The 25294-nt window shown below is 59.1% G+C and carries 14 protein-coding genes; 6 read left to right on the top strand and 8 right to left on the bottom strand.

Annotation, left to right across the window (positions count from 1 at the left end):
* Nucleotides 1-18: 18 nt before the first annotated feature.
* Nucleotides 19-1113 (bottom strand): site-specific DNA-methyltransferase, encoded by a 1095-nt coding sequence (locus ADN00_RS01600; RefSeq protein ID WP_075061207.1) that lies wholly within the window; start codon nucleotides 1111-1113, stop codon nucleotides 19-21.
* Between the two features lie 630 nt (nucleotides 1114-1743).
* On the opposite strand from ADN00_RS01600, the gene ADN00_RS01595 reads away from it, so the two are divergent.
* The 4 genes from ADN00_RS01595 (at nucleotide 1744) to ADN00_RS01580 (ending at nucleotide 15511) form a co-directional block, all read left to right on the top strand.
* Nucleotides 1744-3087: a GGDEF domain-containing protein gene (locus tag ADN00_RS01595; RefSeq protein WP_075061206.1), complete on the top strand. Its 1344-nt coding sequence runs from the start codon at nucleotides 1744-1746 to the stop codon at nucleotides 3085-3087.
* Between the two features lie 580 nt (nucleotides 3088-3667).
* Nucleotides 3668-4795, top strand: coding sequence for a DNA polymerase III subunit beta (dnaN, locus tag ADN00_RS01590; protein WP_075061205.1), 1128 nt, complete (start codon nucleotides 3668-3670; stop codon nucleotides 4793-4795).
* 117 nt (nucleotides 4796-4912) lie between these two features.
* Complete coding sequence (locus ADN00_RS01585) at nucleotides 4913-7249, top strand: PEP/pyruvate-binding domain-containing protein (RefSeq protein WP_075061204.1); 2337 nt, start codon at nucleotides 4913-4915, stop codon at nucleotides 7247-7249.
* A gap of 213 nt (nucleotides 7250-7462) precedes the next feature.
* Nucleotides 7463-15511 carry a DUF7507 domain-containing protein gene (locus ADN00_RS01580; protein ID WP_075061203.1) on the top strand — a complete coding sequence of 2683 codons (8049 nt, stop codon included), beginning with the start codon at nucleotides 7463-7465 and terminating at the stop codon, nucleotides 15509-15511.
* 66 nt (nucleotides 15512-15577) lie between these two features.
* Here the strand turns inward: ADN00_RS01580 and ADN00_RS01575 are convergent, their stop codons facing one another.
* Genes ADN00_RS01575 through ADN00_RS01565 form a run of 3 tightly spaced genes read right to left on the bottom strand, consistent with a single transcriptional unit; the run spans nucleotide 15578 to nucleotide 17567 of the window.
* Entirely contained in the window at nucleotides 15578-16102 is a 525-nt protein-coding gene (locus ADN00_RS01575) for a protein-tyrosine phosphatase family protein (protein ID WP_160317449.1), read from the bottom strand.
* 4 nt (nucleotides 16103-16106) lie between these two features.
* Nucleotides 16107-17129 carry an AIR synthase family protein gene (locus ADN00_RS01570; protein WP_075061202.1) on the bottom strand — a complete coding sequence of 341 codons (1023 nt, stop codon included), beginning with the start codon at nucleotides 17127-17129 and terminating at the stop codon, nucleotides 16107-16109.
* Between the two features lie 51 nt (nucleotides 17130-17180).
* Nucleotides 17181-17567, bottom strand: coding sequence for an ACT domain-containing protein (locus tag ADN00_RS01565; RefSeq protein WP_075061201.1), 387 nt, complete (start codon nucleotides 17565-17567; stop codon nucleotides 17181-17183).
* A gap of 382 nt (nucleotides 17568-17949) precedes the next feature.
* Between ADN00_RS01565 and ADN00_RS01560 the strand changes: the two genes are divergently transcribed.
* Together ADN00_RS01560 and holA are read left to right on the top strand one after the other, a co-directional pair.
* Nucleotides 17950-18492, top strand: coding sequence for a DUF6391 domain-containing protein (locus tag ADN00_RS01560; RefSeq protein ID WP_075061200.1), 543 nt, complete (start codon nucleotides 17950-17952; stop codon nucleotides 18490-18492).
* Nucleotides 18492-19523, top strand: a complete 1032-nt coding sequence (holA, locus tag ADN00_RS01555) for a DNA polymerase III subunit delta (protein ID WP_075061199.1) — start codon at nucleotides 18492-18494, stop codon at nucleotides 19521-19523. Before ADN00_RS01560 ends, holA begins: the two co-directional genes overlap by 1 nt.
* A gap of 663 nt (nucleotides 19524-20186) precedes the next feature.
* Here holA and ADN00_RS01545 read toward each other — a convergent pair.
* The 4 genes from ADN00_RS01545 to ADN00_RS01530 form a co-directional block, all read right to left on the bottom strand.
* The gene (locus ADN00_RS01545) at nucleotides 20187-21812 is read right to left on the bottom strand and encodes an ABC transporter ATP-binding protein (RefSeq protein ID WP_075061197.1); all 1626 of its coding nucleotides are present in this window, start codon (nucleotides 21810-21812) and stop codon (nucleotides 20187-20189) included.
* A gap of 123 nt (nucleotides 21813-21935) precedes the next feature.
* Entirely contained in the window at nucleotides 21936-23030 is a 1095-nt protein-coding gene (locus ADN00_RS01540; protein ID WP_075061196.1) for a BMP family protein, read from the bottom strand.
* A gap of 105 nt (nucleotides 23031-23135) precedes the next feature.
* Entirely contained in the window at nucleotides 23136-24068 is a 933-nt protein-coding gene (locus tag ADN00_RS01535; protein ID WP_075061195.1) for an ABC transporter permease, read from the bottom strand.
* Nucleotides 24061-25140, bottom strand: coding sequence for an ABC transporter permease (locus ADN00_RS01530; RefSeq protein ID WP_075061194.1), 1080 nt, complete (start codon nucleotides 25138-25140; stop codon nucleotides 24061-24063). Before ADN00_RS01530 ends, ADN00_RS01535 begins: the two co-directional genes overlap by 8 nt.
* Nucleotides 25141-25294 lie beyond the last annotated feature (154 nt).

Raw genomic sequence — 25294 nt, 5'->3', positions numbered from 1 at the left:
GGGTCTCCAAATCAATCCTTATGCGTTACGAATAAACTGTCTCAGGTGGTCAATCGGGCGGCGCTGGCCGGTGTGGGGGTCTTCATAAAACCAGCACAGCCAGCCATTGCGCGGGCCAGGTTGGATGGCGCGGGCGATCTGATGGATCGAGCCGCGCTGACCATTATATTCTAAACTGGCGTCGGCGGAAATTTGGGCCGAGCGGCTGCCTTCCGCGCCGAAGTATAAGGTTTGGCCGGGCCGCAGCAGACCGGCCTCCAGCAGCGTGCCGAAAGCAATGCGCGGCTGGCGGCGCGGGTTGGGGGTGGCGCGCAGGGCGGTTTCGTCGGGGGCGGCAGGCAGGCTGGCGATGCGCTGGCGGGCGATTTCCACATACTGAGGGTCGCGCTCAATGCCAATCCACTGGCGGCCAAGCTGCTGGGCCACCGCTCCGCTGGTACCGGTGCCGAAGAAGGGGTCCAGAATCACATCGCCGGGGTTGCTGGCGGCCAGCAGCACGCGGTAGAGCAGCGATTCAGGCTTTTGGGTGGAATGGGCTTTTTCGCCGTTCACGCGCAGGCGCTTGCGCCCGGTGCAGATGGGCAGGTGCCAGTCCGAGCGCATTTGCAGCCCGTCGTTGAGTGACTTCATGGCGTGGTAGTTAAAGGTGTATTTCGCGCGGCGGTCTTTTACCGCCCAGATGAGCGTCTCGTGCGCATTGGTGAAGCGCACCCCGCGGAAGTTGGGCATGGGGTTGGTTTTGACCCAAACGATGTCGTTGAGAATCCAGAAGCCCAGGTTTTGCAGAATGCCGCCCACGCGGTAGATGTTGTGGTAGGTGCCGATGACCCACAGCGTGCCGCCGGGTTTGAGCACTCTGCGGCAGGCAGAAAGCCACTCCTCGGTGAACTGATCGTAGGTGTCAAAGCCTTCAAACTGGTCCCACTCGTCATCCACCCGATCCACGCGCGAGAGGTCAGGACGGTGCAGCTCACCGCGCAGTTGCAGGTTATAGGGCGGGTCAGCAAAGATCAGGTCAACCGAATTTTTGGGCAGGGTGGCAAGCACCTGGCGGCAATCCCCCAGGATGACCTGGTTGAGTGGCAGCGCGCTGGAGGGTGGTTGTTCGGACATGATGGTTTGAGCCTGAGGAGTAAGAGTTGGGTTAATTGTATCATTGATAGGAATCGGGGGATAATGAAGAAATTTGCCTCTCCAGCCCGGCGGCTGCCTATTTTGGACCCCACCCCAAGCCCTCCCCAAAATGCTGGAAAACGCATTTTAGGGAGGGTGGTTTGTTTTGCCCATCCAACGGGATTCTCCCGTAGGGCGGGTGAAGGGCGGAATATCTGTTTTGAGGTAAATCAATCTCAAACCGACCGAAACCCGCCGTTAGCTTAATGGTGGGATTCGGGCGGGTGGTTACGCCGGTTTACCTTTGAATGGGCTGCCCCGCCCTGCTCCCACCCTACCGCTGCTCAATGCCGGTAATTTTCGGGCGGACGGCCGTCCGCCCCTACCGAAGAATGAGGTTTCTCTTGTAGGGCGGGTCAATTGGCATTAAGGCAAAACCATCTCACTATTGAGCTCCAACTTGCGTCAGGGTGAAGGCAGATACCGCCCCAAATTTACCCGAATTTCGTGAGGAATTTACCCAAAATTAATATTGAAATAAACCAATAAAATATATAGTGTTAAACATGGCGCGCCAGTGGCTCCTTATTATAAATTGATTGAATTCTCAACGCGGCTGATCCTATTATCATGCACGATCTGCTCAAGAAAACCCGCTTATTAACCCTTCTGTTCTTTATTGGGGTCGTTTTGCTGACCATTCTGGTGGTCTTCTTGCCGTTGGAGATGCAGTTGGAAGACACGCTGGTCTCCAATTGGGTGCTGACCGCCCAATCCCGCTCACTATCGTTTCACCTGTTTCTGGAAAAAAACACGGAAGGCGCGCAGAGTGTATCCAGCCGCTCGGTGATTCGCGACCAGCTGGCCGAATATCACCAGCAGGAACTTTCCTGGGAAGATCTGCAAGCATCCACCCAGCCCAAATATGTTGAAGGCGTGCGCGTATTGGAAAACCTGGCATACGCCTACCGGGTGGTGGAGGGAAAAATTCTGGCAGCGTATCGCGCAGCCGATGCCAGCCCAACGGTGGATGATGAATTTGTTTTTCTGGATGATATTCCGGAATTTGCGGTATTGAACCAGGCCGGTCAGCATTACGTGGTGGTATCGTCGGAAGTCAAGAAAGAAAACCAGTGCCTTGGCAAAGATGTGCTGATCTATTCCCTTGATCCCATTCTTGAGCAGCTTAATAACGCTGAAATTCAGGTTTCGATCATTTCTGAAGCGGATTTATCGCCCTTCTTGAATCTACCGGTGCTGCGCAGTGGAAAAGATTACCGCGTGGTCAAAGAGGAGGGCAATCTTTACTACCTTGAATGTCTGCCAGATTCCCAACATTATCTGAGCGTCCAAACGCCTTTGAAACAGATCGTCGGCCCCACCCGCCAGGGAATCGGTTTCTTTTTGGTGATCTATTTGCTGGGTCAGATGCTGCTGTTTCTGCTTGCCCGGCGAGGGATTCTTCAGTACGCCAATTTGATGATCAACCAGGTAGAAAAGAGCAAGGAAGAGTTCCGTGCTTTTGCCTACCACGATACGCTCACCGGCAGCTATTCGCGGCTCTCACTGGAGCACTGGCTGGAAAGACAGGCAAAGACGGGCTATAAAAAGGCTTTGACCGTGGTATTGCTGGATATTGATATGTTCAAAGATATCAATGATACCTACGGGCATAAAACCGGCGATGAAGTTCTGATTACCCTGTCCAAAACGGTGCATCGCTGCATTCGCAAAGATGATCTGCTGGTGCGCTATGGCGGCGATGAGTTCTTGATTATTTTCCAGGATATTGATCGCACCTGGGTCAAGGACATTATGTCGCGGATTGAGCAGCAGCTTGCGCAAGACCATTCCTTCGAGTTTCCAATTGAAATCTCCTACGGAATGGTTGAGATTAAAGATATTAACCATTTTTATGACGGCCTGAAGCAGGCGGATAAGCAGATGTATGCCCAGAAGAATGGAAAAAAGTAGTCACAAGCCTTAATTGATTTGAAATGCGAAACCTGCAGGGGTAGAGAACATTGAAGCGTTTCAGCAGGCGGAAAAGTAAAAAATGTCTCTGAAGATCGTTGATGATCAATGGTGGGCTACGGGCGGGCTTGTAAATTTGCGGAAACCATATCGTTGAATCGCTCTGCACCCACTCTACTAATCGGCAATGAATTCGATCGAAGGTAGGGTGGGTGAAGGGCGGCCTTAAGGTATGCTTTCATTACTGCTTCAAACCGCCCGAAACCCACCAATCGGAGCATTGAAACGTTTCATCAGGCAGAAAACCAAAGAACGTCACTTAAGATCGTTGATGATCAACGGTGGGTTATGGGCGAGCTTGCCAATTTGCGGAAACCATATCGTTGGATCGCCCTGCTCCCACCCTGCGCGTGGCTTTCCACCTATGATTTCGGGTGAGTGAATTTGCGCCCCGGCGCGCGAACCCATTTCTATTCACGCGAGAATCTTGCTTTCATTTGGTTTATAATAATGTGGTAATCAGGAATATTCCGGTATATACTGGTTTAACAAAAAAAGTTCAGGAAGAGGGCCGCGAATCATGAAAGTATCTGTCTCACAACAACAACTGGCACACGGTCTGAGTGTGGTATCTCGCGCTGTTTCGCCGCGCAGCACTTTACCTGTGCTTTCCAATATTCTGGTCGCTACCGACGAAGGGCGATTACGCCTGTCTGCCACCAATCTGGAATTGGGTATCTCTTGCTGGATTGGCGCGCAGATCAGCGAAGAGGGCGCCGTTACAGTTCCCTCGCGCACCTTCAGCGACCTGATCAACACCCTGCCCAACGAGACGGTTCTGCTCGACCTGAATGAAAAGACCCAAACGCTCAACGTTCGCTGCGCTTCATCCAACACCGATATCAAGGGCATTGACGCGCAGGAATTCCCGCCCATGCCGGTTCCCGATTTGAGCGCGGGCACAGAGCTAAACGTGGCCGACTTCAAAGAGATGATCCAGCAGGTGGTGTTTGCCGCCTCCACCGATGAAGCCCGCCCGGTGCTGCAGGGCGTGAACCTGACCGTCTCTGACCATGAGATCTCGATGGCCGCCACCGATGGCTTCCGCATTTCGGTGCGCAAGGCGCGCCTTTCCACCCCCAGCGAACGGCCGGTCTCGGCCATCATCCCGGCGCGCGCGCTCAGCGAGCTGGCGCGCATCGCCAGCGACACCGATGAAAAGGTAACCATGGTGGTGCCGCCCGGACGCGGGCAGGTGCTCTTCCATTTTGACGATATTGAACTGGTCTCGCAGTTGATTGAAGGCAACTTCCCCGACTACAAGGCCATCATTCCGCGCTCGTCCAAAACCTCCACTATCATGGCCACCGCCGCCTTCCAGAAGGCCTGCAAGCAGGCCGAGATTATCGCCCGCGAGGGCAACTATGTGGTGCGCCTCAACATCCAGAACGGCGAAGAAGGCCCCGGCAGCGTGGAAGTTTCCGCGCAGTCGGAAGAGACCGGCAACAGCGAGGTAATGGTGGATGCCAACATCACCGGCGGCGGGCTGGTGATCGCCTTCAACGTGCGCTATCTGCGCGAGGTGCTGGACGTGATCAAATCGCCCAGCGTGGCGCTGGAGACCAACGCCAACAACACCCCCGGCGTGATCAAAGCGGTAGGCAGCGAAGACTTTACCCATGTGATCATGCCCATGCACCTGGGCTAACCCGCACGCGAGGGCGAAAAACGGTGGAATTACTGGTGTCCAATTGGAAAAATGGTTAGAAGATTTGATTGAAGCTCCCTTCCCAAGGACAGGGAGCTTTTTAACACCGGAGGCGCTGTGACCCTGCCCCCCACATCCTCATCCGATTTTTTGCTCAGCATTCACCTGGGCCTGTCGCAGTACCCCATCCTGAGCAGCCGCATCCGCTCGCGCATGCGCAAGCGGTTAATTGAGCGCGGTATTATTGACCGGGTTACCTTCGAGGCGCGCGCGCGCAAAATGGCCATCCGCTCGCAAAAACGCGAGGGCCTGCTCGACCCGCTGTATGAGGAACCCGCGCCGGTGTGGGATCAGCGCCTGGCCAAAGTGCGCGATTACCTCACCGATTTGCTCTTCAGCCAGCGACTGACCTTTGAAGAGTTCAGCGACATTGTCAACCAGGTGCTGCTAGAGCGCGGTGTGGCCGAAAAAGATAGCCTGCTGTCCATAAACCCCGAGCTGTCTCCCATTGAAAAGGTCTTTGAGCAGGCCATGACGATTGAGCGCCTGCCCTATGAAGAACGCTCCAAAATGGAGGCGCGCTTGCTGGAATGCAAGGTGGTGCTGATCCGCTCACTGATCAGCGACCAACTGCGTTATATCAACATTGCCAAAGAGTGGTTCACCATTGAAGACTTGGCCGAGATCTACAAGCGCAAGATCGGCGGTGGAAAGATCGGCGGCAAGGCGGCCGGCATGCTGCTGGCCATTCGCATTCTGCGCGAGCTGGCGGATGAAGAGTTGTTGGACTGTTTGAACGCGGCGGAATCGTATTATGTGGGTTCCGACGTGATGTATTCCTTCATGAACATCAACAATCTCTTCCACTGGAACGACCAGAAGTACAAAACTGAAGAAGAGATGCGCGTGGATTACCCGCACATCATCGAAGATTTTGAGTCGGGTGAGTTTCCGCCAGACGTGCTGGAACGCCTGCAGGGCCTGCTGGCCTCGGTGGGAAAAAGCCCGCTGATTGTGCGCTCTTCCAGCCTGCTGGAAGATAACTTTGGCACGGCCTTCGCGGGCAAGTATGAAAGCGTGTTCCTGCCCAACCAGGCTACCCAGCAAGAGAACCTGCGCGCGCTCACGCGCGCCATCGGGCGCATTTTTGGCTCCACGCTCAACCCCAACGCGCTGGTCTACCGCGCCAGCAAAGGCCTGGCCGACTACGACGAGCGTATGGCCGTGCTGATTCAGGTGGTGCAGGGCGAGCAGTTTGGACGCTACTACCTGCCGCACGCCGCCGGGGTGGCCTTCAGCCGCAACCTGTACCGCTGGTCGCCGCAGATCAACCGCGAAGACGGTTTTGTGCGCATGGTGTGGGGCATGGGCACGCGCGCCGTGGACCGCGTGGGTAACGATTACCCGCGCCTGGTGGCGCTCAGCCACCCCACGCTGCGGCCTTCCACCAATGTTAAGGCTATCAGCCAGTATTCGCAGCGCTACGTTGATCTGATTGACCTGCAGGAAAACCGCTTTCACACCCTGCCCATTCACGACGTGCTCACCACGCGCTACCCGCCGGTGCGCTACCTGGCTCAGGTGGAAGAAGACGGTTACTTTTTGCCCTTGCGCTCGGCATTAATGAGCGACCCCAAACGCCTGGTGCTGACCTTTGACGAACTGCTCAAGCGCACATCCTTCGCGCGCCACATGCGCACCATTCTACGCACGTTGGAGACCCAGTACCGCGCCCCGGTGGATTTGGAGTTCACCCTGGGGGTGAGCGACAACAGCGAGTCGGCCCAACCCGACCTGTGCATTACCGTGCTGCAGTGCCGCCCGCAAAGCCACCTGATCGGCACCGCCCAGCGGCCTTTCCCCGAGCAGGTTAACCCCGAGCAGGTGATCTTCCGCACCCACTTTATGGTGCCCGAAGGCTTTGTGGATGGGGTGGACTATGTGCTGTTTGTGCCCCCGCAGGGCTATTTTGCCCTGCCCACCCTCAACGCGCGCCACGAGTTAAGCCACGCCATTGGGCGGGTGAACCGCGCCCTGGAAGGCAAGCGCTACATCAGCGTGGGGCCGGGGCGCTGGGGCAGTTCCAACTCCGATTTGGGCGTGCCGATTGGTTACGGCGACATCTACAACACGCGCGCCCTGGTGGAACTGGCCGGAAAAGATGTGGGCCCCGAACCGGAGCCTTCACTGGGCACGCACTTCTTCCAGGATTTACTGGAAGCGCAAATTTACCCGCTGGCCGTGCTGCTGGACGATGAAAAAGCGCAGTTCAACCGCGCCTTTTTCTACGAGGCGCCCAACTGCGTGGACGAGTTTGTTGACGTGGATGAAAAATTATGCGGCGCGCTGCGCCTGATCCGCGTGGCCGATTTCGCGCCCGGCGCTCACCTGACGATTGTGATGAGCGACGAGAAAAACCAGGCGCTGGCGTACCTCAATACCAACGCGCTCTAAAGGGCGTGATTGCGGTTGGTAATAATTTCATTACTTTTGGACAATTTATGTCAAATTAACGCATTTCTTTTTCATTCTTCCATACAATGGAGAGAGTGCAAAAAGGTGAAGTGCGCCGGGGCTGGACGTTAACTTGCACTCTGCTGGCTGGCTTTTTTGCCCGGATAGTTTTTTCCCTCAATTCGTAAATTTTTCTTATCGTTGGAGGAGCCGATGCACCGATCGTTTCACTGCCTGCTCACAGCTTGCCTGCTCATTGGATTGTTCAGCCCGTTCGCGGCTGCGCCGGTTTTGGCGCAAACGCCATCCGCAGATGTATCCGTCGCGGTGGAATTTTCGCCCAGCACGATCGCGCTGAAGAGTGTCTCGCGTTTGACGTTTACCGTCACCAATGCGAACGCGACCCACGACCTGACCGGCCTGGCTTTCAGCAACACCTTCCCCGCCGGGTTATCTTTGGCCGATCCGGTCAACCTGGCGCAAACCGGCTGTGGTGGAGCAAGCATCACGGCCAATCCCGGCGAGTCCAGCATCAGCCTGAGCAGCGGGGTTGTAGCGTCCGGCGGCAGCTGCGCGGTCACGGTCAGCGTGCAGCCGTCTACATCCGGCAATAAAACAGTCACCGTGGCCGCCGAAGATGTGACCGGTTATATCGACGGGAGTAATGTATCCAACGAAGCTGCCGCGAGTGACGAACTCTCGGTGGCCACATTTGACTACAACGCCGAGATCAACAAGCAGTTCAACCCCATCTCCATCTCGCCCGGGGATATTTCCCGCCTCAGCGTTTCCATCTACAACGCGAATTCATTTGACCTGACCACCGCCTCCTGGACGGACAACCTGGAGGGCGTGCAGCCCGGTTTATACATTGCCAACCCTCCGAACGTCAGCACATCCAACTGCGGAACCGCCCCGGAAGTGACCGCGGTGGCCGGCAGCAGCACGCTCACTCTGGCCAACGCCACCGTGCCGGCCAAAGTGGGTGAAATCAACGGCGTGTGCACCGTGGAAGTGGATGTTTCTTCCATCACGCCCGGTAACTTAATCAACACCATCGCGGGGGGCAACCTGTCTGCCACCGGCAACCTGGGCACGGTCAGCAACACCGACCCGGCCAGCGCCACCATCAATGTGGATACCATTCAAGCCCCTTCGGTAACCAAGGCGTTCGCGCCCAACACTATCTGGGTGGGGCAGACCAGCCGTCTGACGATCACCATTCGCAACAACGATTCCTCGCACAATCTCACCGAAGTATCCCTTGCTGATGTGTTGAACGACCCCGAACCGCACAACGTGGTGCTGGCCAGCACAGTCAGCCCTTCGCTCAGCAACTGCGGAGGATCCGCCGTGCTGACCGCGGTTGCCGGAACGGACAACCTGTCCATCGCTAACGCGCAAATCAGCCCCAATACCACCTGTTCAATCGCCGTCAATGTAACCTCGTTCACGCAGGGCGAATATACCAACACCATTCCGGCCAGCGCGGTGCAAACCCGCCAGGGGGTCACCAACGCCACACCGGCCCAGGCCAACCTGAATGTTCAGGCTGTTGGCCTGGTAAAGTCGTTTTCGCCCACCACCATACTGGCGGGGGAAATCAGCACTCTCACCATCACGCTGCGTAACCCCACCGGAACGCCATACACGGGCGTGGCGCTGGATGATGTGATGCCCGGCGCGGCTTTGTACGTTACCGGAACGCCCACCACCACCTGCGTGGGTGGATCGGTATCCATCGCCACCACCAGCCGCACGGATGATACCGTGCGCCTGACCGGCGCAACGGTGCCTTCCGGCACGGTGTCTTCTCCCGGAACCTGCACCATTACCGCTCAGATCACCACCCCCGACACGATCTTAACCAGTTCCCATCTCAACGAGATTCCCGCCGGGTCTTTAAGTTCAGATGTGCCCGGCTTTACCAACGTGCTGCCGGCCAGCGCGACCTTGAACGTGCAGCCCTTAAGCATTGGGGTGGTTAAAACCTTCTCGCCAACTTCTTTCGAGCAGGGCGGGCAGTCTACGCTGATTGTCACGCTCCAAAACAGCACCAGTTCGCCGCTGCATGTAACCCAGTTAGTTGATAACCTGCCCTCTGGCCTGGTGCCCGACCCGGCCACGGTGGCCACCACCTGCGCCAACGGACAGGCGGTTGCCGTGGTGGGCAGCCCTTCCACGCTGACCCTTTCCGGCCTGGATGCCAGCGGAGCGGCGATTCCCTCCGGAACCGTCTCTGTGCCGGGCACATGCACCTTCTCGGTCAAGGTGACGGCGCCAGCCAATGCCAGCTATACCAATACGATTAATGCCAACTCCATCACCACGGTGGAAGGCCTGACCAACCTGAGCAGCGCTTCGCGGTCGGTAACGGTCTATCCCACCGGTCAGGGGATGACCGGCAGCTCGAAAACCTTTTCTCCCGATATTATCAGCGCGGGTGGTAACTCGCGCCTGAGAATCTACCTCACCGCCCCGGCCGACGAGGCCATCACCGGCTTGACTGTAACCGATGTGCTGCCCACCAACATCACCATCAGCAACTCCACCGCGGCGTCCAATTCCTGCGGCGGCACGCTCACTGCCAACACCGGGGAAGGCACCATCACCCTGACGGGCGGCAGCATTGCTATGGGCGGTAACTGTACCATCGATGTGTATGTAACCAGCAGCGTTTCCGGGCTGTATTCCAACACCATCAACGCCGCCACCCAGATCAGCAATGACCAGGGCCAGCGTCCGCCCAATAACTTAATCGATGACCTCACCGTCAGCAACATGACGATCAGCAAGGCCTTTTATCCCAGCCAGGTCGCGCCGGGCGGGCGGTCTACCCTCACCATTACCCTGCGCAACACCAATACCGCCCCCCTGATCAATGTCGCCATCACCCAGGACAACCTCAATACCATGGGCGGCACCAGTTTTACCGTCGCCAACCCATCCAATAAGTCCACTACTTGCGGCGGCACGGTGACGGCTGACTCTGGCTCGCAAATTATCTCCCTGAGCGGAGGCAGCGTCCCGGCCCAGGTGGGCGGCATCGCCGGAATCTGTACCGTCAGTGTGGATGTGGTATCCTCCCCTTCCACCACGCCTGGCGACAAGACCAATACCCTCTACCGCACCAACGTCTCTGGCACCATCCAGGGCGCGGGCACGGTGATCAGACCCGTGGCGAACGCCACCGCGCAGCTCACCGTCAGCAGCCTTACCCTGGGGGTGGTCAAAGGCTTTGACCCGCTGACCGTGTTTGGCGGCTCGTCTTCAACCATGAGCGTGCAGTTGATCAACCCCAACAACACCCCCCTGACCGGCATCGCCTTTACCGACAGCATGCCAACCGGCATGTACGTGGCTAACCCGGCGGATGTCTCCACCGGCACCTGCGGCGGCACGCTGACGGCTGTGCCAGGCGCGGGCAGCTTTAGCTTCAGCGGGGGCAGCCTGGCGGCCAACAAGCGCTGCACTCTGACCCTCAGCGTGACGATGAACGTCAACGGCAACCGCACCAACACCATCCCCGCTGAGGGCGTAACCTCGTTTAACGGCGCCAAGAACAGCCAACCGGCTCAGGCTTCCTTAACCAACCTGCCGGGCGTGAGCATTTCCAAATACTTCGCCCCCACCAGCATGATTCTGGGCGAGACATCACTGTTAACCATCCAGATTAAGAACACCGGCAATATCGCCCTCTCGAATTTGGGCATGGTCGATACGCTGCCCGCCGGCCTCACCATCGCCAGTTCACCGTCGCCCACCAACGCCTGTAATGGCCTGCTCACCGCCGCGCCCGGCACCAATACCATTTCCCTGGGCGCGGGCAGTATTGCCCCCGGCCCCAATACCACCTGCAACATTACCGTTCCGGTTACGGCCAGCGCGGCGGGAACCTATAACAACACGATTGGCAAGAATACGGTTACCACCGCGGAAGGCGCCACCAATACAGAACCGGCCACTGACACGTTGACCGTCAACGCCGCCCCCACCATGCAGATGGTAAAGACTTTCGATGTGGCGGGTTCCAGCGAAGCCCCCTACACCGACGGTGACACCCTGGCGTATACCCTGACGGCTACCAACACCGGCGATGTGCCGCTCACCGGCGTGGAAATCAGCGACCCCGGCGTGGTTTTGGGAACCTGCACCCCGCCCCAACCGGCCAGCCTGGCCCCCGGTGAATCTCTCACCTGCCCGGCTACCCACATTGTAACCGCGGACGAAGCCGCGGCAGGATCATACACCAACACGGCCTCCGCCGACAGCGACCAGATCGGGCCGGTAACCGACTCCGTTACGGTGCCCACAGATCAAACGAATATTCTGGGAATCAGTAAAGTCATCACCACTGCTGGTCCCTATGAGTTGGGCGACACACTCAATTACACCATCACCGTGACCAATATTGGTTCGGGTACGCTCAACAATGTGGGTGTGGCCGACCCCGGCATGGTCTTGGGCGCCTGCACCCCGCCTCAACCCGCCACGCTGACCAGCGGACAGTCGATGAGCTGCCCGGCCAGCCATGTGGTCACCCAGGCCGATGTGGATGCGGGCACCTTTACCAACACCGCCACCGGCGACAGCAGCGAAACGGACCCGGTGACGGACTCGGTAACCGTGGAGATTAAAGACAACGCCCGCCTGGAAGTGTACAAGCAGGTTACGTCCAACGGCCCATATAACACAGTCGGCAAAACCATCACCTACGATATTTCCGCCATCAACACCGGCGACCAGACCCTCACCGGGGTAACCATCACCGACCCCGGTACGGGCGTAACCCTGGGCGCCTGCACGCCTGCCCAGCCAGCCACCCTGACCACCGGACAGATTCTCTCCTGTGCGGCATCCCACGACGTCACCGCGGATGACATCACCGCGGGCGGCTTCAGCAACACAGCCTATGCCGACAGCGACCAGACCAGCCCGGTGAGCAGCACCGCCGAAGTGATCACTCAGACGCCCAAAATTGACCTGGCCAAGACCGGCACGCTCAACCTGGGCGCCAACGGCCGCGCCGACGCCGGGGATACCATCACCTACGCCTTCACCGTCACCAATACGGGCGAAGTGACCCTCAACAACATCACCCTGATCGACATTGTGGGCGGGGTGAGCATCAGCGGCGGGCCGATTGCCAGCCTGGCACCCCTCGCCAGCGACAGCACCACCTTCACCGGCAGCTACACCCTCACCCAGGCGGACGTGAACGCGGGTAACTTTACCAACACCGCCTCGGTGACCGGTGCGCCGCCGGTGGGCAACATCGTCAGCGACACCGACAACGACACCCAAACCCTGACGCCCGCGGCATCGATTGACCTGCAAAAAACCGGCACGCTCAACCTGAACGCCTCGGCTCCCAATGGCATTGCCAACCCCGGCGACACCATCAGCTACGCCTTTACGGTCACCAATACCGGCAACGTAACCCTCACTAACATTACCCTGGCCGATACGGTGGGCGGCATATCCATCAGCGGCGGTCCGATTGCCAGCCTGGCCCCCGGCGCGAGCAACAGCAGCACCTTTACCGGCAGCTACACGCTCAATCAGACGAATGTGGACGCAGGGACGTTCACCAACACCGCCACGGTCACCGGCACCCCGCCCAGCGGGCCCAATGTAACCGATGCGGACGATGACACCCAGACGATCATCCCGGTACCTTCTATTGAACTGGTCAAAACTGGCACGCTCAACCTGGGCGCCAACAGCCGCGCCGACGCAGGCGATACGATTACTTATGCCTTTACGGTGACCAATACCGGCAATGTAACCCTCAGCGGCGTCACGCTCAGTGATCCAAAAATCACTGAGAGCGGCGGACCGATCACCCTGGCCCCCGGCGCCAGCAACAGCACCGCCTTTACCGGCACCTATACCCTCACCCAGGCGGATGTGAACGCGGGAACGTTTACCAACACGGCCACCGTCACCGGCACCACGCCGGGCGGCCCAACCGTCAATGACAGCGATGGCGATACCCAAACCCTTGACCCCGCCCCCTCGGTTGCGCTGCAAAAAACCGGCACGTTGAACGACGGCCCGGATGGAGAGCCGGACGAGGGTGAAATCATTACCTATGTCTTTGCCGTCACCAACACCGGCAATGTAACCCTCACCAACCTGACGGTAACGGAAACGGTGGGCGGCATTACCCTCACCGGCAGCCCGATTGCCAGCCTGGAGCCTGGGGCAAGCAACAATACCAACTACACCGGCAGCTACACACTTACCCAGGAGGTTATCGATTCGGGCACCTTTACCAACACTGCCCAGGTCAGCGGCACCCCGCCGAGCGGCAGCCCGGTTACGGACAGCGACGATGACACCCAACTGCTCACGGATGTGCCCGCGATCACGCTGGAAAAAACCGGCACGCTGAATATGGACGTGGTTGCCCCGGATGACCGCGCCGATGTGGGCGACACGATCCGTTATGCGTTCACGGTGAGCAATACCGGCAATGTAACCCTCACGGATATTACCCTGGCCGACACAGTGGGCGGCATCACCCTCGCTGGCGGGCCCATCACCAGCCTGGATCCGGACGACAGCGACAGCGACACCTTCACCGGCGTCTACACCCTCACCCAGGCGGATATCGACGCGGGTACGTTCACCAACACCGCCGAAGTGACTGCCACCCCGCCGGAGGGGGATGATGTAACCGGCAGCGACGACGACACGCAAACCCTGGCAGAAACCGCGCGGATCGGAGTCGCCAAACGCGTGACAGGTTCGCCCGCAGAGATAACCCCCGGCGTGTGGGATGTTACTTTTGAAATTCTGGTACGAAATTATGGCAATGTAACCCTCAGTTCTATCCAGGTTACTGACGATCTCTCGGCGGTATTTCCGCCTGAGTCGCCCTTTGCGGTGCAATCGCTCACCAGTGACGATTTCACCGTCAATTCCGCCTATGATGGACGGACCGATGCGAACTTGTTGGACGGAACAGACAGCCTGGCGTTTGGAGAACAGGGAAGCATTACCCTGGTGGTGCGCGTAACCCCCGCGGACGGCGGTCCGTTCAACAACACGGCCGCCGCCAGCGCGATTTCACCGTCTGAAAGCCCGGTGAGCGATACCTCTCACAACGGCGCCAACCCCGACCCCGACTACGATGGCGACCCCACCGATAACAACGATCCCACCCCGGTGGACTTTGGCGCGGACCTGTTTGACCCGCCGTACGGCATCAAGACCTACGATTCTTTTGGCATGCCGCTCCTGCAGTGGACGATGGTGTGGATCAACAATTCCAATATCGTCAACGTCGGCGCGCGCGTTTCAGACCCCATCCCCTCTGGCGCGGTGTATGAGGCTTCCGGGCTGCCCAGCGGCACCGGTATTCCCGATGGCGCGCCGGCTGGCTCGACCGATGTGGGTGTGGTTTGTAACCCTCTGGGAATCATAGACCCTAAAGAGATCAGCCCCACAATCAGTCTCAGCGCGACTTTCACCACCTGGTGCTACTACGAAGGCCCAACACTTACCTATCCGCGCGGGCGCATTGTGTGGGAGGGCGCCCTGGGGCCAGACCTGGGGATCACCGACCCGGCGCTGGCAGAAAACGAGCTGACCATTACCTTCAATTTGCGCGTGCTGGAAGGCGAGCATGAGATCAACAATCGCGCCACTATCGATGTAGACCGCAACGGCAATGGCTTGATCGAAGGAGAAACGGAAGTCGAGGCGGCCAGCGCCACCGAAACCTGGTCGAACTGGCCCGAAGCGCTGCCGCTGACCGGCTTTGCCCCTGGTAAAATCACCGATTTGAGCGGGCGGCCGTGGGTGGAATACGACCAGAGCCAGGACCTGCTGCTGGAAATTCCGGCCTTGAACGTGAAGGTGCCCATTCTGGGCGTGCCGATTGTGCATGGTGAATGGAATCTGGACTGGCTGGGCGGCAACGCCGGTTACCTGGAGAATACCGCCTTCCCCACTCACGCCGGCAATACCGGCATCACCGCGCACGTCTACGACGCCTTTGGCAAACCGGGTCCATTCCTCAACCTGACCTCGCTGAAATGGGGCGATGAGATCATCATCCACTACGGCGGGCTGCGCTATGTGTATGAAGTGCGCGAGGTGCAGCGCTTCTTAAGCGCGGATAACTTCTCGGTGCTACAATCCGAAGACTTTCCCTGGGTAACGCTGATCACCTGCCAGGGCTACGATGAAAAGACCGATACCTACCACTGGCGCAGCGCGGTGCGCGCTGTGCAGACGCGCATCGAAGAATAACGCGAAACTGTTGGTACAATGAATCACAATGCCCCCGGATCAAGCGACCGGGGGCATTCTTTTTGTTTATTCTTTCCAGAATTCCACAAATTCCACCTGGGCGTCCGTCTCAGGTGAGGCATACCCGCCGGGGACCGCCAGCCGCAGGGATTGAATACGCTTCAGTGCGGCCTGGCCGCTCAGTCCGTGGCGCACCAGCCAGCAGCCCACCACGGTACCGGTGCGGCCGATGCCGCCCCAGCAGTGCAGGTAGACGGACTGGCCGCTGGCAAGGGCTTCGTCCAGCGCGTTGAGAATCTCTTTCATCTGCGCGCGGGTAGGCAGGCCGTAATTTTGAATGGGAAAATGGTGCGTGTTCACTTCCACGCCGCGCCAACCAGCCTGTTCTTGCAGAATTTTCTCGTAGGGGGGCAGCTCGCCGTCTTCGGTCAGGTTAATAAAACAGGTGATGCCCGCGTCGAGCAGGCTGCCGAGGGTGGTGCGAGTTTGCTCGTCAAAATAGCGCGAGGCGGGGTATTCGCCGGCCAGGAAGCGGCCTGGTTCGACCCAATAGGACGCGGGCAGCGGTACCGGAGGCGGAAAGTCAGACATGCGCTTACTCCTGGGTGTAGACGCGCCCGATGTCGTCGCGTTCCGGGCGCTTGAGCAGGGTGGTGCGGCCTTCCACAATCTCATGCACGGCAGACGGGCCGGGGTGCACGCGCCCGATGGCGGCGCATTGAATGCCTTCGGCCTGCAGGGCGCTAATGATGGCTGAGGCGTCCGCTTCGGGGGCGGTGAGCAGCAGCGCGCCTGAGGCGATAGTGGCCAGCGGGTCGAGTTTGAAGAATTGGCAAATGCGCGCGCCCAGCGGCAGAATATGCACCGCCTCACGCTCAATCACCAGGCTGGTGGCGCTGGCGTCGGCCAGCTCCCACAGGGCGGCGGCCAGACCGCCTTCGGTGGGGTCGTGCATGGCGTGCACCCGCCCGGCCTGCATGGCGATGCGCGCGTCACGGGTGATGCCGATGCCGGGGTTGGTGAGGTAGCCGGCGGCGGTCTGGATTTCTTCTTCGCTCAATATCGCCCGCAGCGGCGCGGCAAATTCGCGCGCCAGAATGGACACGGCCTCTACCGGCACGCCCTTGGTGAGCAGTACCACGTCGCCGGGCTGCGCGCCGCGCGGGGTAACCAGGCGCTCTTTTTCCACCTCGCCGATCAGGGTGCCCAGCACCAGCGGGCGGTCGAGGTTGTAGGTGATTTCGGTGTGCCCGCCCACCACCGAGATGCCCAAATCGCGGCAGGCCTGGTTGATCTGGCGGCTGATTTCGAGCACATCCGCGGGGGTGGTTTTGCCTTCGGGCAGCAGCAGGGTGCAGGAGAACCATTTTGGCTCTGCGCCGGTGGTGGCGATGTCGTTGGCGTTGATCTGCACCGCGTACCAACCGATCTGGTCGCTGGCAAAGGTGATGGGGTCGGATTTAATCACCAGGCAGCGGCTGCCCAGGTCGATCACGGCGCAGTCCATACCGATGCCCGGCCCCAGCAGGATGCGCTCATCCAGTTGGGGGGCTTCTTTAATCACCTGCTGGAGCAGGGAGATGGGTAATTTTCCAACGGGTAAAATGGGTAGGCTCATTGTTCTCCGATTCTCGAATCGCTGGCGTTATTGTACCATCCCGCGCGGGGGTCAGAGGGGCAACAGATCAAACCCGGCCTCGGCCAGGGCGGCCAGCGCCAGCGCAAACTGCGCCTCGCGCACCAGCAGGTAGTCAGTGTCGTAGGTGGAGATGGCGAAAATGCTCACCCCGGCGGCGGCCAGGGGGTTGGCCAGCGAGGCCAGCACGCCCACCAGCGAAAAATCCAGCGGTCCCAGCACCTTCAGTATGCGCCAGCCGGTCTCGGCGGTGACGCGGCCGGGCAGGGCCTGCTCGTCGACGACGATGGAGAGTTCGTCGCTGGTGCGAGTGATGGAAAGGAAGCCCTCGCGTGGCAGCCAGGCGGGTATGTCTGCGGCGGGGTCAAGGCGCGCCACAGCCAGGCGTTGGGGCATGATTTGCAGTCGCGGAAGGGGCATGGTCATCCGTCCAGGGGTGGGATGATGGTGATTATACAGGCAGTTGGGCGCGCCGGCAACCGCATTTCAGGCGGCCATCCGCCCTTACCGGAGACCGGAAATTTCTTGTAGGGCGGGTAGAGGGCGGACAATCTGCTGTGAATCAAAACCATTTGTCCCCGCCCGAAACCCGCCGGTAAAAAACACATTGGTGGGTTTCAGGCGGGCATGACGTTGGTTTACCTTTGAAGCGGTGTTTCCGCTTTTCACCCACCCTACCCATGAAGGTGATTGGCAGCCCCAATCCCGGTAGTGGTGCGAGGCCTTGCGCCCGTTCTTTTTTTGGGCGCGTGGCCTAGTTGATAGTACAATTAGACTACAGAAGCACAAAGAGAGGGTTTCCATGTCTACCTTAAAATCCATTCTGCAATTCAACCCGCTGACGGCCGTGCGGCGCAATCACGCGTTGGAGCACGCCACGCTGCGGATTCTCAGCCTTAAACAACCGCGCCTCAACCTGGCCGGCTACTCCGATTTTCGCGGTTTCTGGGTTTTCGGCGCGTTGTCCACCGACGCGCTGCAAGAAGCCGTCGATGAGGCCCTCAGCCGTCTGAAAGCGGGCGAGTACAGCCTGGCGGTGCACCCCACCTGCGGGACGAATTTTGTTGTCTCCGGGTTGGCGGCGGGCAGCGCGGCCTGGTTGGGAATGCTGGGCACGCGCAATGTGAAAAGCAGCCTGGAGCGCTGGCCGCTGGTGGTGGGGCTTTCCACCCTGGCGCTGCTGCTCGCTCACCCGCTGGGACCGAAAATGCAGCGCGCCGTTACCACCGAACCGCGCCTGGGCGACCTGCGCGTGTTTGAGATTGTGCGCCTGCAGCGCAACGGCACTCCCGTTCACCGCGTGGTCACGCAGCAAGCCCAATCATCGCGGAAAGGGCAAGCCTGATGGCGCAGCAGTCCCAACCGGTGGTATGCATTCTGCACGGCGACGATACCTACGCCATGGCGCAAAAAGTGAATGAGGCCGCCCAGTCGTTGGGCGACCCCGGTATGGCGGACCTGAATACGGCGCGCCTCGACGGGCGCAGCGTCAGTGAAGATGAAATCCACATGGCGGCCAGCTCGCTGCCCTTTTTGGCCGAGCGCCGCCTGGTGATTCTCACCCATCCCCTGGCGCGCCTCACCTCACCGGCAGCCCGCGAGCGCTTTACCCGCCTGCTGGACAGCCTGCCGCCCACCACGGCATTCTATTTGCTGATCGAAGATACGTACCGCAACAAGAAAGTGGGCGGCGAGTGGACGGTGGTATGGGATGTGCTCAAAGACAGTCACTGGCTGATGAAGTGGGTTGCTTCCACAGCGCAGTCGGTGGCGGTGAGCGAGTTCCGCCTGCCCACCGGCGCGGGCATGCGCGCCTGGGTGCAGCAAAAAGCGGTGGAACTGGGCGGGACGTTTCACCCGGCGGCGGCTCAGGCCCTGGCCGACCAGATTGGTAACGACACGCGGGTGGCCACCCTTGAAATTGAGAAGCTGCTGACCTATGTCGATTTCGCGCGCGCGGTGGAGGAAGACGATGTGCTGCTGCTCACCTCCGCGGCGCACCAGGCCAGCGTGTTTGATCTGGTGGACGCGCTGGGCCAGGGTGACGAGCGCGCCGCGATGCGCCTCCTGCAAACCTTGCTGGAGCAGGAAGACCCCTTCTCTGTATTTGGCATGATTGTGCGCCAGTTTCGCCTGCTGCTGCAAGCCAGAGAGGTGATGGATGAGGGCGGCGGGCTGGACCTGATTCAAAAAGAGCTGGGCGCGGCCCGTTTTGTGGCTGAGAAAATGGCATCCCAGGCACGGCGCTTCTCCATGAAGCGGTTGGAGAGCGTGTATCACCGCCTGCTGGACGTGGACGAAGCGGTGAAAACCAGCCAGATGGATTTTGACCTGGCGCTGGATCTGTTGGTCAGCGAGGTCAACCGCCAGGGCTGATTCTTCGAATATTTTTTCCACTTAAATTACCAGTTATCCACAGATAATCGCCAGTTTATCCACAGGCTGGCGGTGTTTTTTCCACGAGTTGTGGATGGTTTTCCACCTCGCGCGCTGTGTTTTCCACGGGCGAGGGCAGGTTTAGCCATCGAAAGGTCAGTTTTCCACAAGATTCTGAGGTGGTTATCCACCAGATTCGCAGAAGTTATCCACAGTTTTGGCGGGTTTTTCCACAAATGGCAGGCGCGTGGGGAATCGCTGTTTTCCCAAGTTTCCCCCAGATATGGGGGGTAAAAAATTGCAATGTCCGCATATATGCGGATATTTCCCGCGCTGCGCGGCAGAGTTTCCACATGCGCAGTGAGGTTATCCACAATTTTGACATAGTTATCCACAGCTGCCGGATAAAAAAAAGCGGGTTTTGCAGAGGCCAGGGCTGGCCGGGAAACTGCTTTTTTACCGTGGCGCAAACATGAAATAACCAACAGCGGGTCGGCAAACGAACCGCGCGCGGGCCGCAAAGGCGCAAAAAAAGGCGCGCGGGTTATCCACCGCGCGCGCCGCTCTATCCACGATTTATCCGCAATTCATTCCCCGAATCTGGCCGGGTTTTACACAATTTCTGGCCGGTTATCCACAGAATGAAAGAAGTTATCCACAGTCTCAATCCTGGTCAGGGCGCACCCCGGCCATCATCAATCCCAACTGTTCGGGGGTGGAGGTGGGCCCGTCAACGATGCCCACAATTTCGCCGGCAAAGATGACCGCGATGCGGTCAGACAGGGCGCGAATCTCATCCAGGTCTTCAGAGATAAGCAGGGTGGCCGTGCCAGAGTGGCGCTGGTCCAGAATTTCCTGCTGAATAAATTCGCGGTCGCTCAGCACGCGCTTGTTTTCCTGGTTAACAGTGCCTTCGCGCTGGTCGAGCAGGCGGTGGTGGATGTATTCAGTCGCGCCAATATCCACGCCGCGGGTGGGCTGTGAGGCGATCAGCACTTTGGGGGAGCGGCTCAGCTCGCGCGCCAAAATCAGCTTTTGAATGTTGCCTCCCGAAAGGCTCTTCAGCGGGGTCTGGATGGTAGGGGTTTTAACGTTGTACTCCTCCACTTTGGTGCGGGTTTCGCGCTCGATGGCGTTGAAATCGAGGAAAATGCCGCGCGAAAACGGTTGCTTGCCGTGGTCTTCGAGAATATAGTTGTCGGCCACGCTGAAGTCTTTAATCGCGCCTTCGCGCATGCGCTCTTCGGGAATGTAGGATTGGCCGGCCAGAATGCGCTGGGCGGGCGAAGCGTGGGTAAGTTCTTTCCCGTCGATGAGAATCTGCCCGCTCTTCACCGGGCGCAGTCCCGCCAGGGCTTCGGCCAGCTCACGCTGCCCGTTGCCCGAGACACCCGCCAGTCCCACAATTTCACCCGCGTGCACCTCCAGCGACACACCTTTCAGGGCGTCGGTGCCGCGGTCTCCACCCACAACCAGGTCTTTGATTTGCAAAGCGGTCTGGCCACGCTGTATCGGTGCGCGGTCATACTGCAAGATCACCGGGCGTCCCACCATCATCTCGGCCAGGTCGGTTTTCGAGACACCATCGGGGCAGCACTGGTTGACAACTTTGCCGTCGCGCAGCACGGTGATGCGGTGGCTGATAGCCAGCACCTCGTGCAGTTTATGGGAAATAAAAATCAGCGCGTGCCCGTCTTTGGCCATCTGGCGCAGGGTGACGAAGAATTCATCCACTTCCTGCGGGGTCAGCACGGCGGTCGGCTCATCGAGGATCAGCAGGGCCGCGCCGCGGTAGAGCGCTTTGAGAATCTCGACGCGCTGCTGCTCGCCCACGGCCAGCTGCCACACATAGGCTTGCGGATCTACATGCAGACCGTACTGCTCTTCCAGCTGCATCAGGCGTTTTTCCACCACGTCCAGGTCGAGCATGAATCCGCGCGAAGATTTCAACCCCAGAGCCACGTTTTCCAGCACGGTTAGCTCTGGCACCAGCATGAAGTGCTGGTGGATCATGCCGATGCCGGCATTAATCGCGTCTTGCGGGGAGCGGAACTGGTGTTCGACGCCGTTAATGATGATCTGGCCTTCGTCCGGGCGGTACAGGCCGTAGAGCTGCTTCATCAGGGTGCTTTTCCCCGCGCCGTTTTCGCCCAGCAGGGTGTGGATCTCTCCAGCTCTGACATCAAAGTTAACGTGATCATTGGCCAACACGCCGGGGAAGCGTTTAACAATATTCACCATTTCAAGATGTTCAATGCGTTCCTGGCCGGTAGGCAGCAAATTGGTCATGGCTTTCTATCCTCTTCCAATATTGAAAGGTATCCGTTCCCGCGGCTGCCGTGCGGCTCGGCACCGCAGCCCTGAGAACGGCCGGTCAGCCGAAGCTGACCGGCGCGTGCGCAGCAAAAGAAATTACTCGGCAACCGCCAGCGGATCGATGGTGCCGTCCATAATGCCCTGGATGGCAGCGTCGGCCGCGGCTTTGATCTCGGCGGGAACTTCAATCGCCGGGTTGTAGGCGATCACCAGACCGCCGTTCTTGAAGGTGAGGGTGTAGGCTTTACCGCCCATCACACCGGCGTTGTGGCTTTCGATCATGTCTTTGATGATACCGGTCCAGTCATACACCTGGCTGGCTACGACGGTATCGGGGGCCAGAGCGGTCTGATCCCACTGGGTGCCGAACCACTTGCCGCCGTTGTCTTTGGCAATGCCAATCGCGCCCACCACCGACTGCGAAGAGCCGGTGAGCATGTCGGCACCGGCGCTCATGTGGGTTTCGGCGGCGGTGGCCATCAGCGAAACATCCGAGAAGGAGCCCGTGTAAGAGATCTGCACATTCACGTTCGGGTTGGCAGATTTCGCGCCAGCGGCGAAGCCGTCCACATACAGTTTGGCGTCGCCGGCTTCCACCGGTCCGCTCACGCCCAGCACGCCGCTTTCCGACATCAGGGCGGCGATGGTGCCCAGAACGTAGCCGCCTTCCTGGGCTTCAGCCTGGTAAGCAAACACGTTCTCAATGCCCTGGGCCTGGAAGGTGTCAATCGAAGTACCCCAGGCAAAGCTGGTGTCGGGGAAGTCGGGGGCCACTTGCGACAGCGAGGTGCCGTACTGCGAACCGTGGGCAACCACCAGGTCGTAACCCTCTGAGGCGTAGTCGCGCAGGGCCGCGGCGGCATCCGGCACGTTGAACATGCCTTCCGAGTAGGCAATTTCCATTGCCTGGGGGCCGCCCATCTCTTCTTGCACTTTCAGCAGGCCCTCATAGAAGGACTGGCTGAAGGCCATGTCGGTGATCGAGCTGGGCATCACCACAGCGACACGGAAGGTCTCTTTCACTTCGGGGGCTGGCGTAGCGGTTACCACCACTTCTTCCACTACTTTTTCGCCTTCCACTACACGGGTAACCTCTTTTTCGATTACTTCGGGTGTGGGGGCCGCGCAGCCGGCTACCATCACAGCCAGCAAGACCATCAATACAACGCCAACAAACAATTTGGACTTCATACGATTTTCTTCCTCCTGATTAGGGTTGAGCAAATAACAGTTGGGTAAGAGAAAGCAAACGACATTTTTTCTTCGGGTTCCCTCCTTTTGATCGATGGCTAGCCATCAGCTTTCGCCGCGCTGGAACGGTTTGGTCAGCGCCGCGGGTTTGCTGGTGCGATTAACCGATACCGCGAGCGCGAAAATCGTCAGCAGGTAAGGCATCATCACCGCAATATCGGACGGCAGCGGAATGCCCAGCACCTGCACCCACAACTGCAGGGCGTTGACAAAGCTGAAGAGCAGCGCGCCGCCCAGCACACCCAACGGACGCCAGCTGCCAAAATAGACCAGCGCCACGGCAATGAACCCCATGCCGTTGGTCATGTTCTCTTGAAAGAGGTTAATCAGAGCGATTGAAAGCGACGCCCCGGCAATACCGGCCAGGGTACCCCCAATCATCACTGTGGTATAGCGAATACGGGTGACATTAACACCCAGGGTGTCGGCGGCTTGCGGGTTCTGCCCCACTGCGCGGACTTTGAGGCCAAACGTGGTTTTATTAAGGATGAAAGCGGCCACCGGCACCAGCAGGAACGCGCCGTAGACCAGCAGATTGTGCCTGAAAAGCACATCGCCCACATAGGGCAGGTCGCCCAACAGTGGAATTTTAATGGGCTGGAAGCCGGTAATCGATTCAACCCCGCCCAACGTTTTCTTGTAAAGCAGAGTAGAGAGGCCTAACCCAAATAACTGCAAGCCAATGCCGCTGATGCCCTGTTCAGCCTGCAAAGTAACGCTGACAACGGCCATCATCAATCCCATCAACAGGCCGGTGGCCGCCGCGGCCAGCAGCCCCAGCCACAGATTGCCGCTTTTTTGCGCCACCAGAAAGCCGGTATACGCGCCCATCAGCATGATGCCTTCAACACCCAGGTTGAGCACCCCCGAGCGCTGCGCGAAGGTTTCGCCAATGGCGGCGTAGAGATATGGGGTTGCCAGACGGATTCCCGAATACAGAATGCCTAACAGGACGGGTAAGGTAAAGAGATTACTCATGCATTTCCCTCCTGCGGGCGCGCACGCGCGCCCAGATGTTGGCACTCACCACAAATAGAACCATTAATCCCAACATGGCGGTGATGAGCGAGGAAGGCACCTGCACCGCTCGCTGCATTTTATTGCCGCCCACAATTAAGCCGCCAAACAGCACCGAGGCCGGGATGGTTCCCAGCGGGTGCAGTTGGCCGAAGAGGGCGGCCACAATGCCAGAGAAGCCGTAGCCGCCCGAAAGGCCTTCGAGCATGCGGTGCTGCACGCCCATCACTTCCACCGCGCCGGCCAGCCCGGCGAACAGGCCGCCCAGGGTGAGGGAGATGGCCTGATAGAAGGGCACGTTGATGCCGGCGTAGCGGCTGGCGTGCGGGTTAAGCCCCACGGCGCGGATGCGGTAGCCGATGGTGGTGCGCCACAGGAAGACGTACACCGCCACGGCCAAAATCACCGCCAGAATAGCGCCGCTGTGCAGCAGGGTTTTGGGAACCAGGCGGGTAAGCCAGGCCGCTTCGGGCAGCAGCGCCGATTGGGCGATGCGCGTGCCGGCTTCGATCTCGGCCGGGTCAATCATGGGGCCGCGCAGCAGAAAGTTGGAGAACTGCAGGGCAATGGCGTTCATCATCACCGTGCTCAAGATCTCGTTCACTTCCATGCGAGACTTAAGCAAGCCGGGGATGCCACCCCATAACGCACCCGCTGCCGCCCCCACAATCAGGCAGGACGGCAGCAGGATGATACGCGGCAGGTGGTTGAAGCCAATCGCCAGGGCGGTGGCAGCCAGGGCGCCCACAATCAGCTGCCCTTCGCCACCGATGTTGATCACACCCCCACGATAGGAGATAACCACGCCCAGGCCAACCAGCAGCAGCGGGGTGGCTTTGACCAGTGTTTGGGTGATGCTGGATGTGCCACCGACTGCGCCGTCGATGAGCGCACTGTATGCAACCAGTGGGTTGACTTCCAGCGCGAGCAGCATTCCGGCGCCAATCAACAGGGCCAGCAGCAAGCCAACCAGGGGGAGCAGGGCTTCTATCGTGCGGTTAAGGATACGTTTAAGGTCCGGTTTTTCCGGCATGTTGACTAGACCCCTTTCGCGTAAGGTGGTTTACAGGTTGTTCTTATCTTGTGGAAAAATGGCGGGTAGAGAAGGCCAGGAGATAAACAGCTCATTCAGGCGTCTTTCTGACGAAAGGTAACGGATACAGTAAGAGCGTTCCACCATTAAAGGC

It is taken from the genome of Ornatilinea apprima (assembly GCF_001306115.1).
Classification (GTDB): Bacteria; Chloroflexota; Anaerolineae; order Anaerolineales; family Anaerolineaceae; genus Ornatilinea; species Ornatilinea apprima.
The sequence above is the reverse complement of the archived record's forward strand: the minus strand, read 5'-3'. Positions and strand labels throughout refer to the sequence as shown.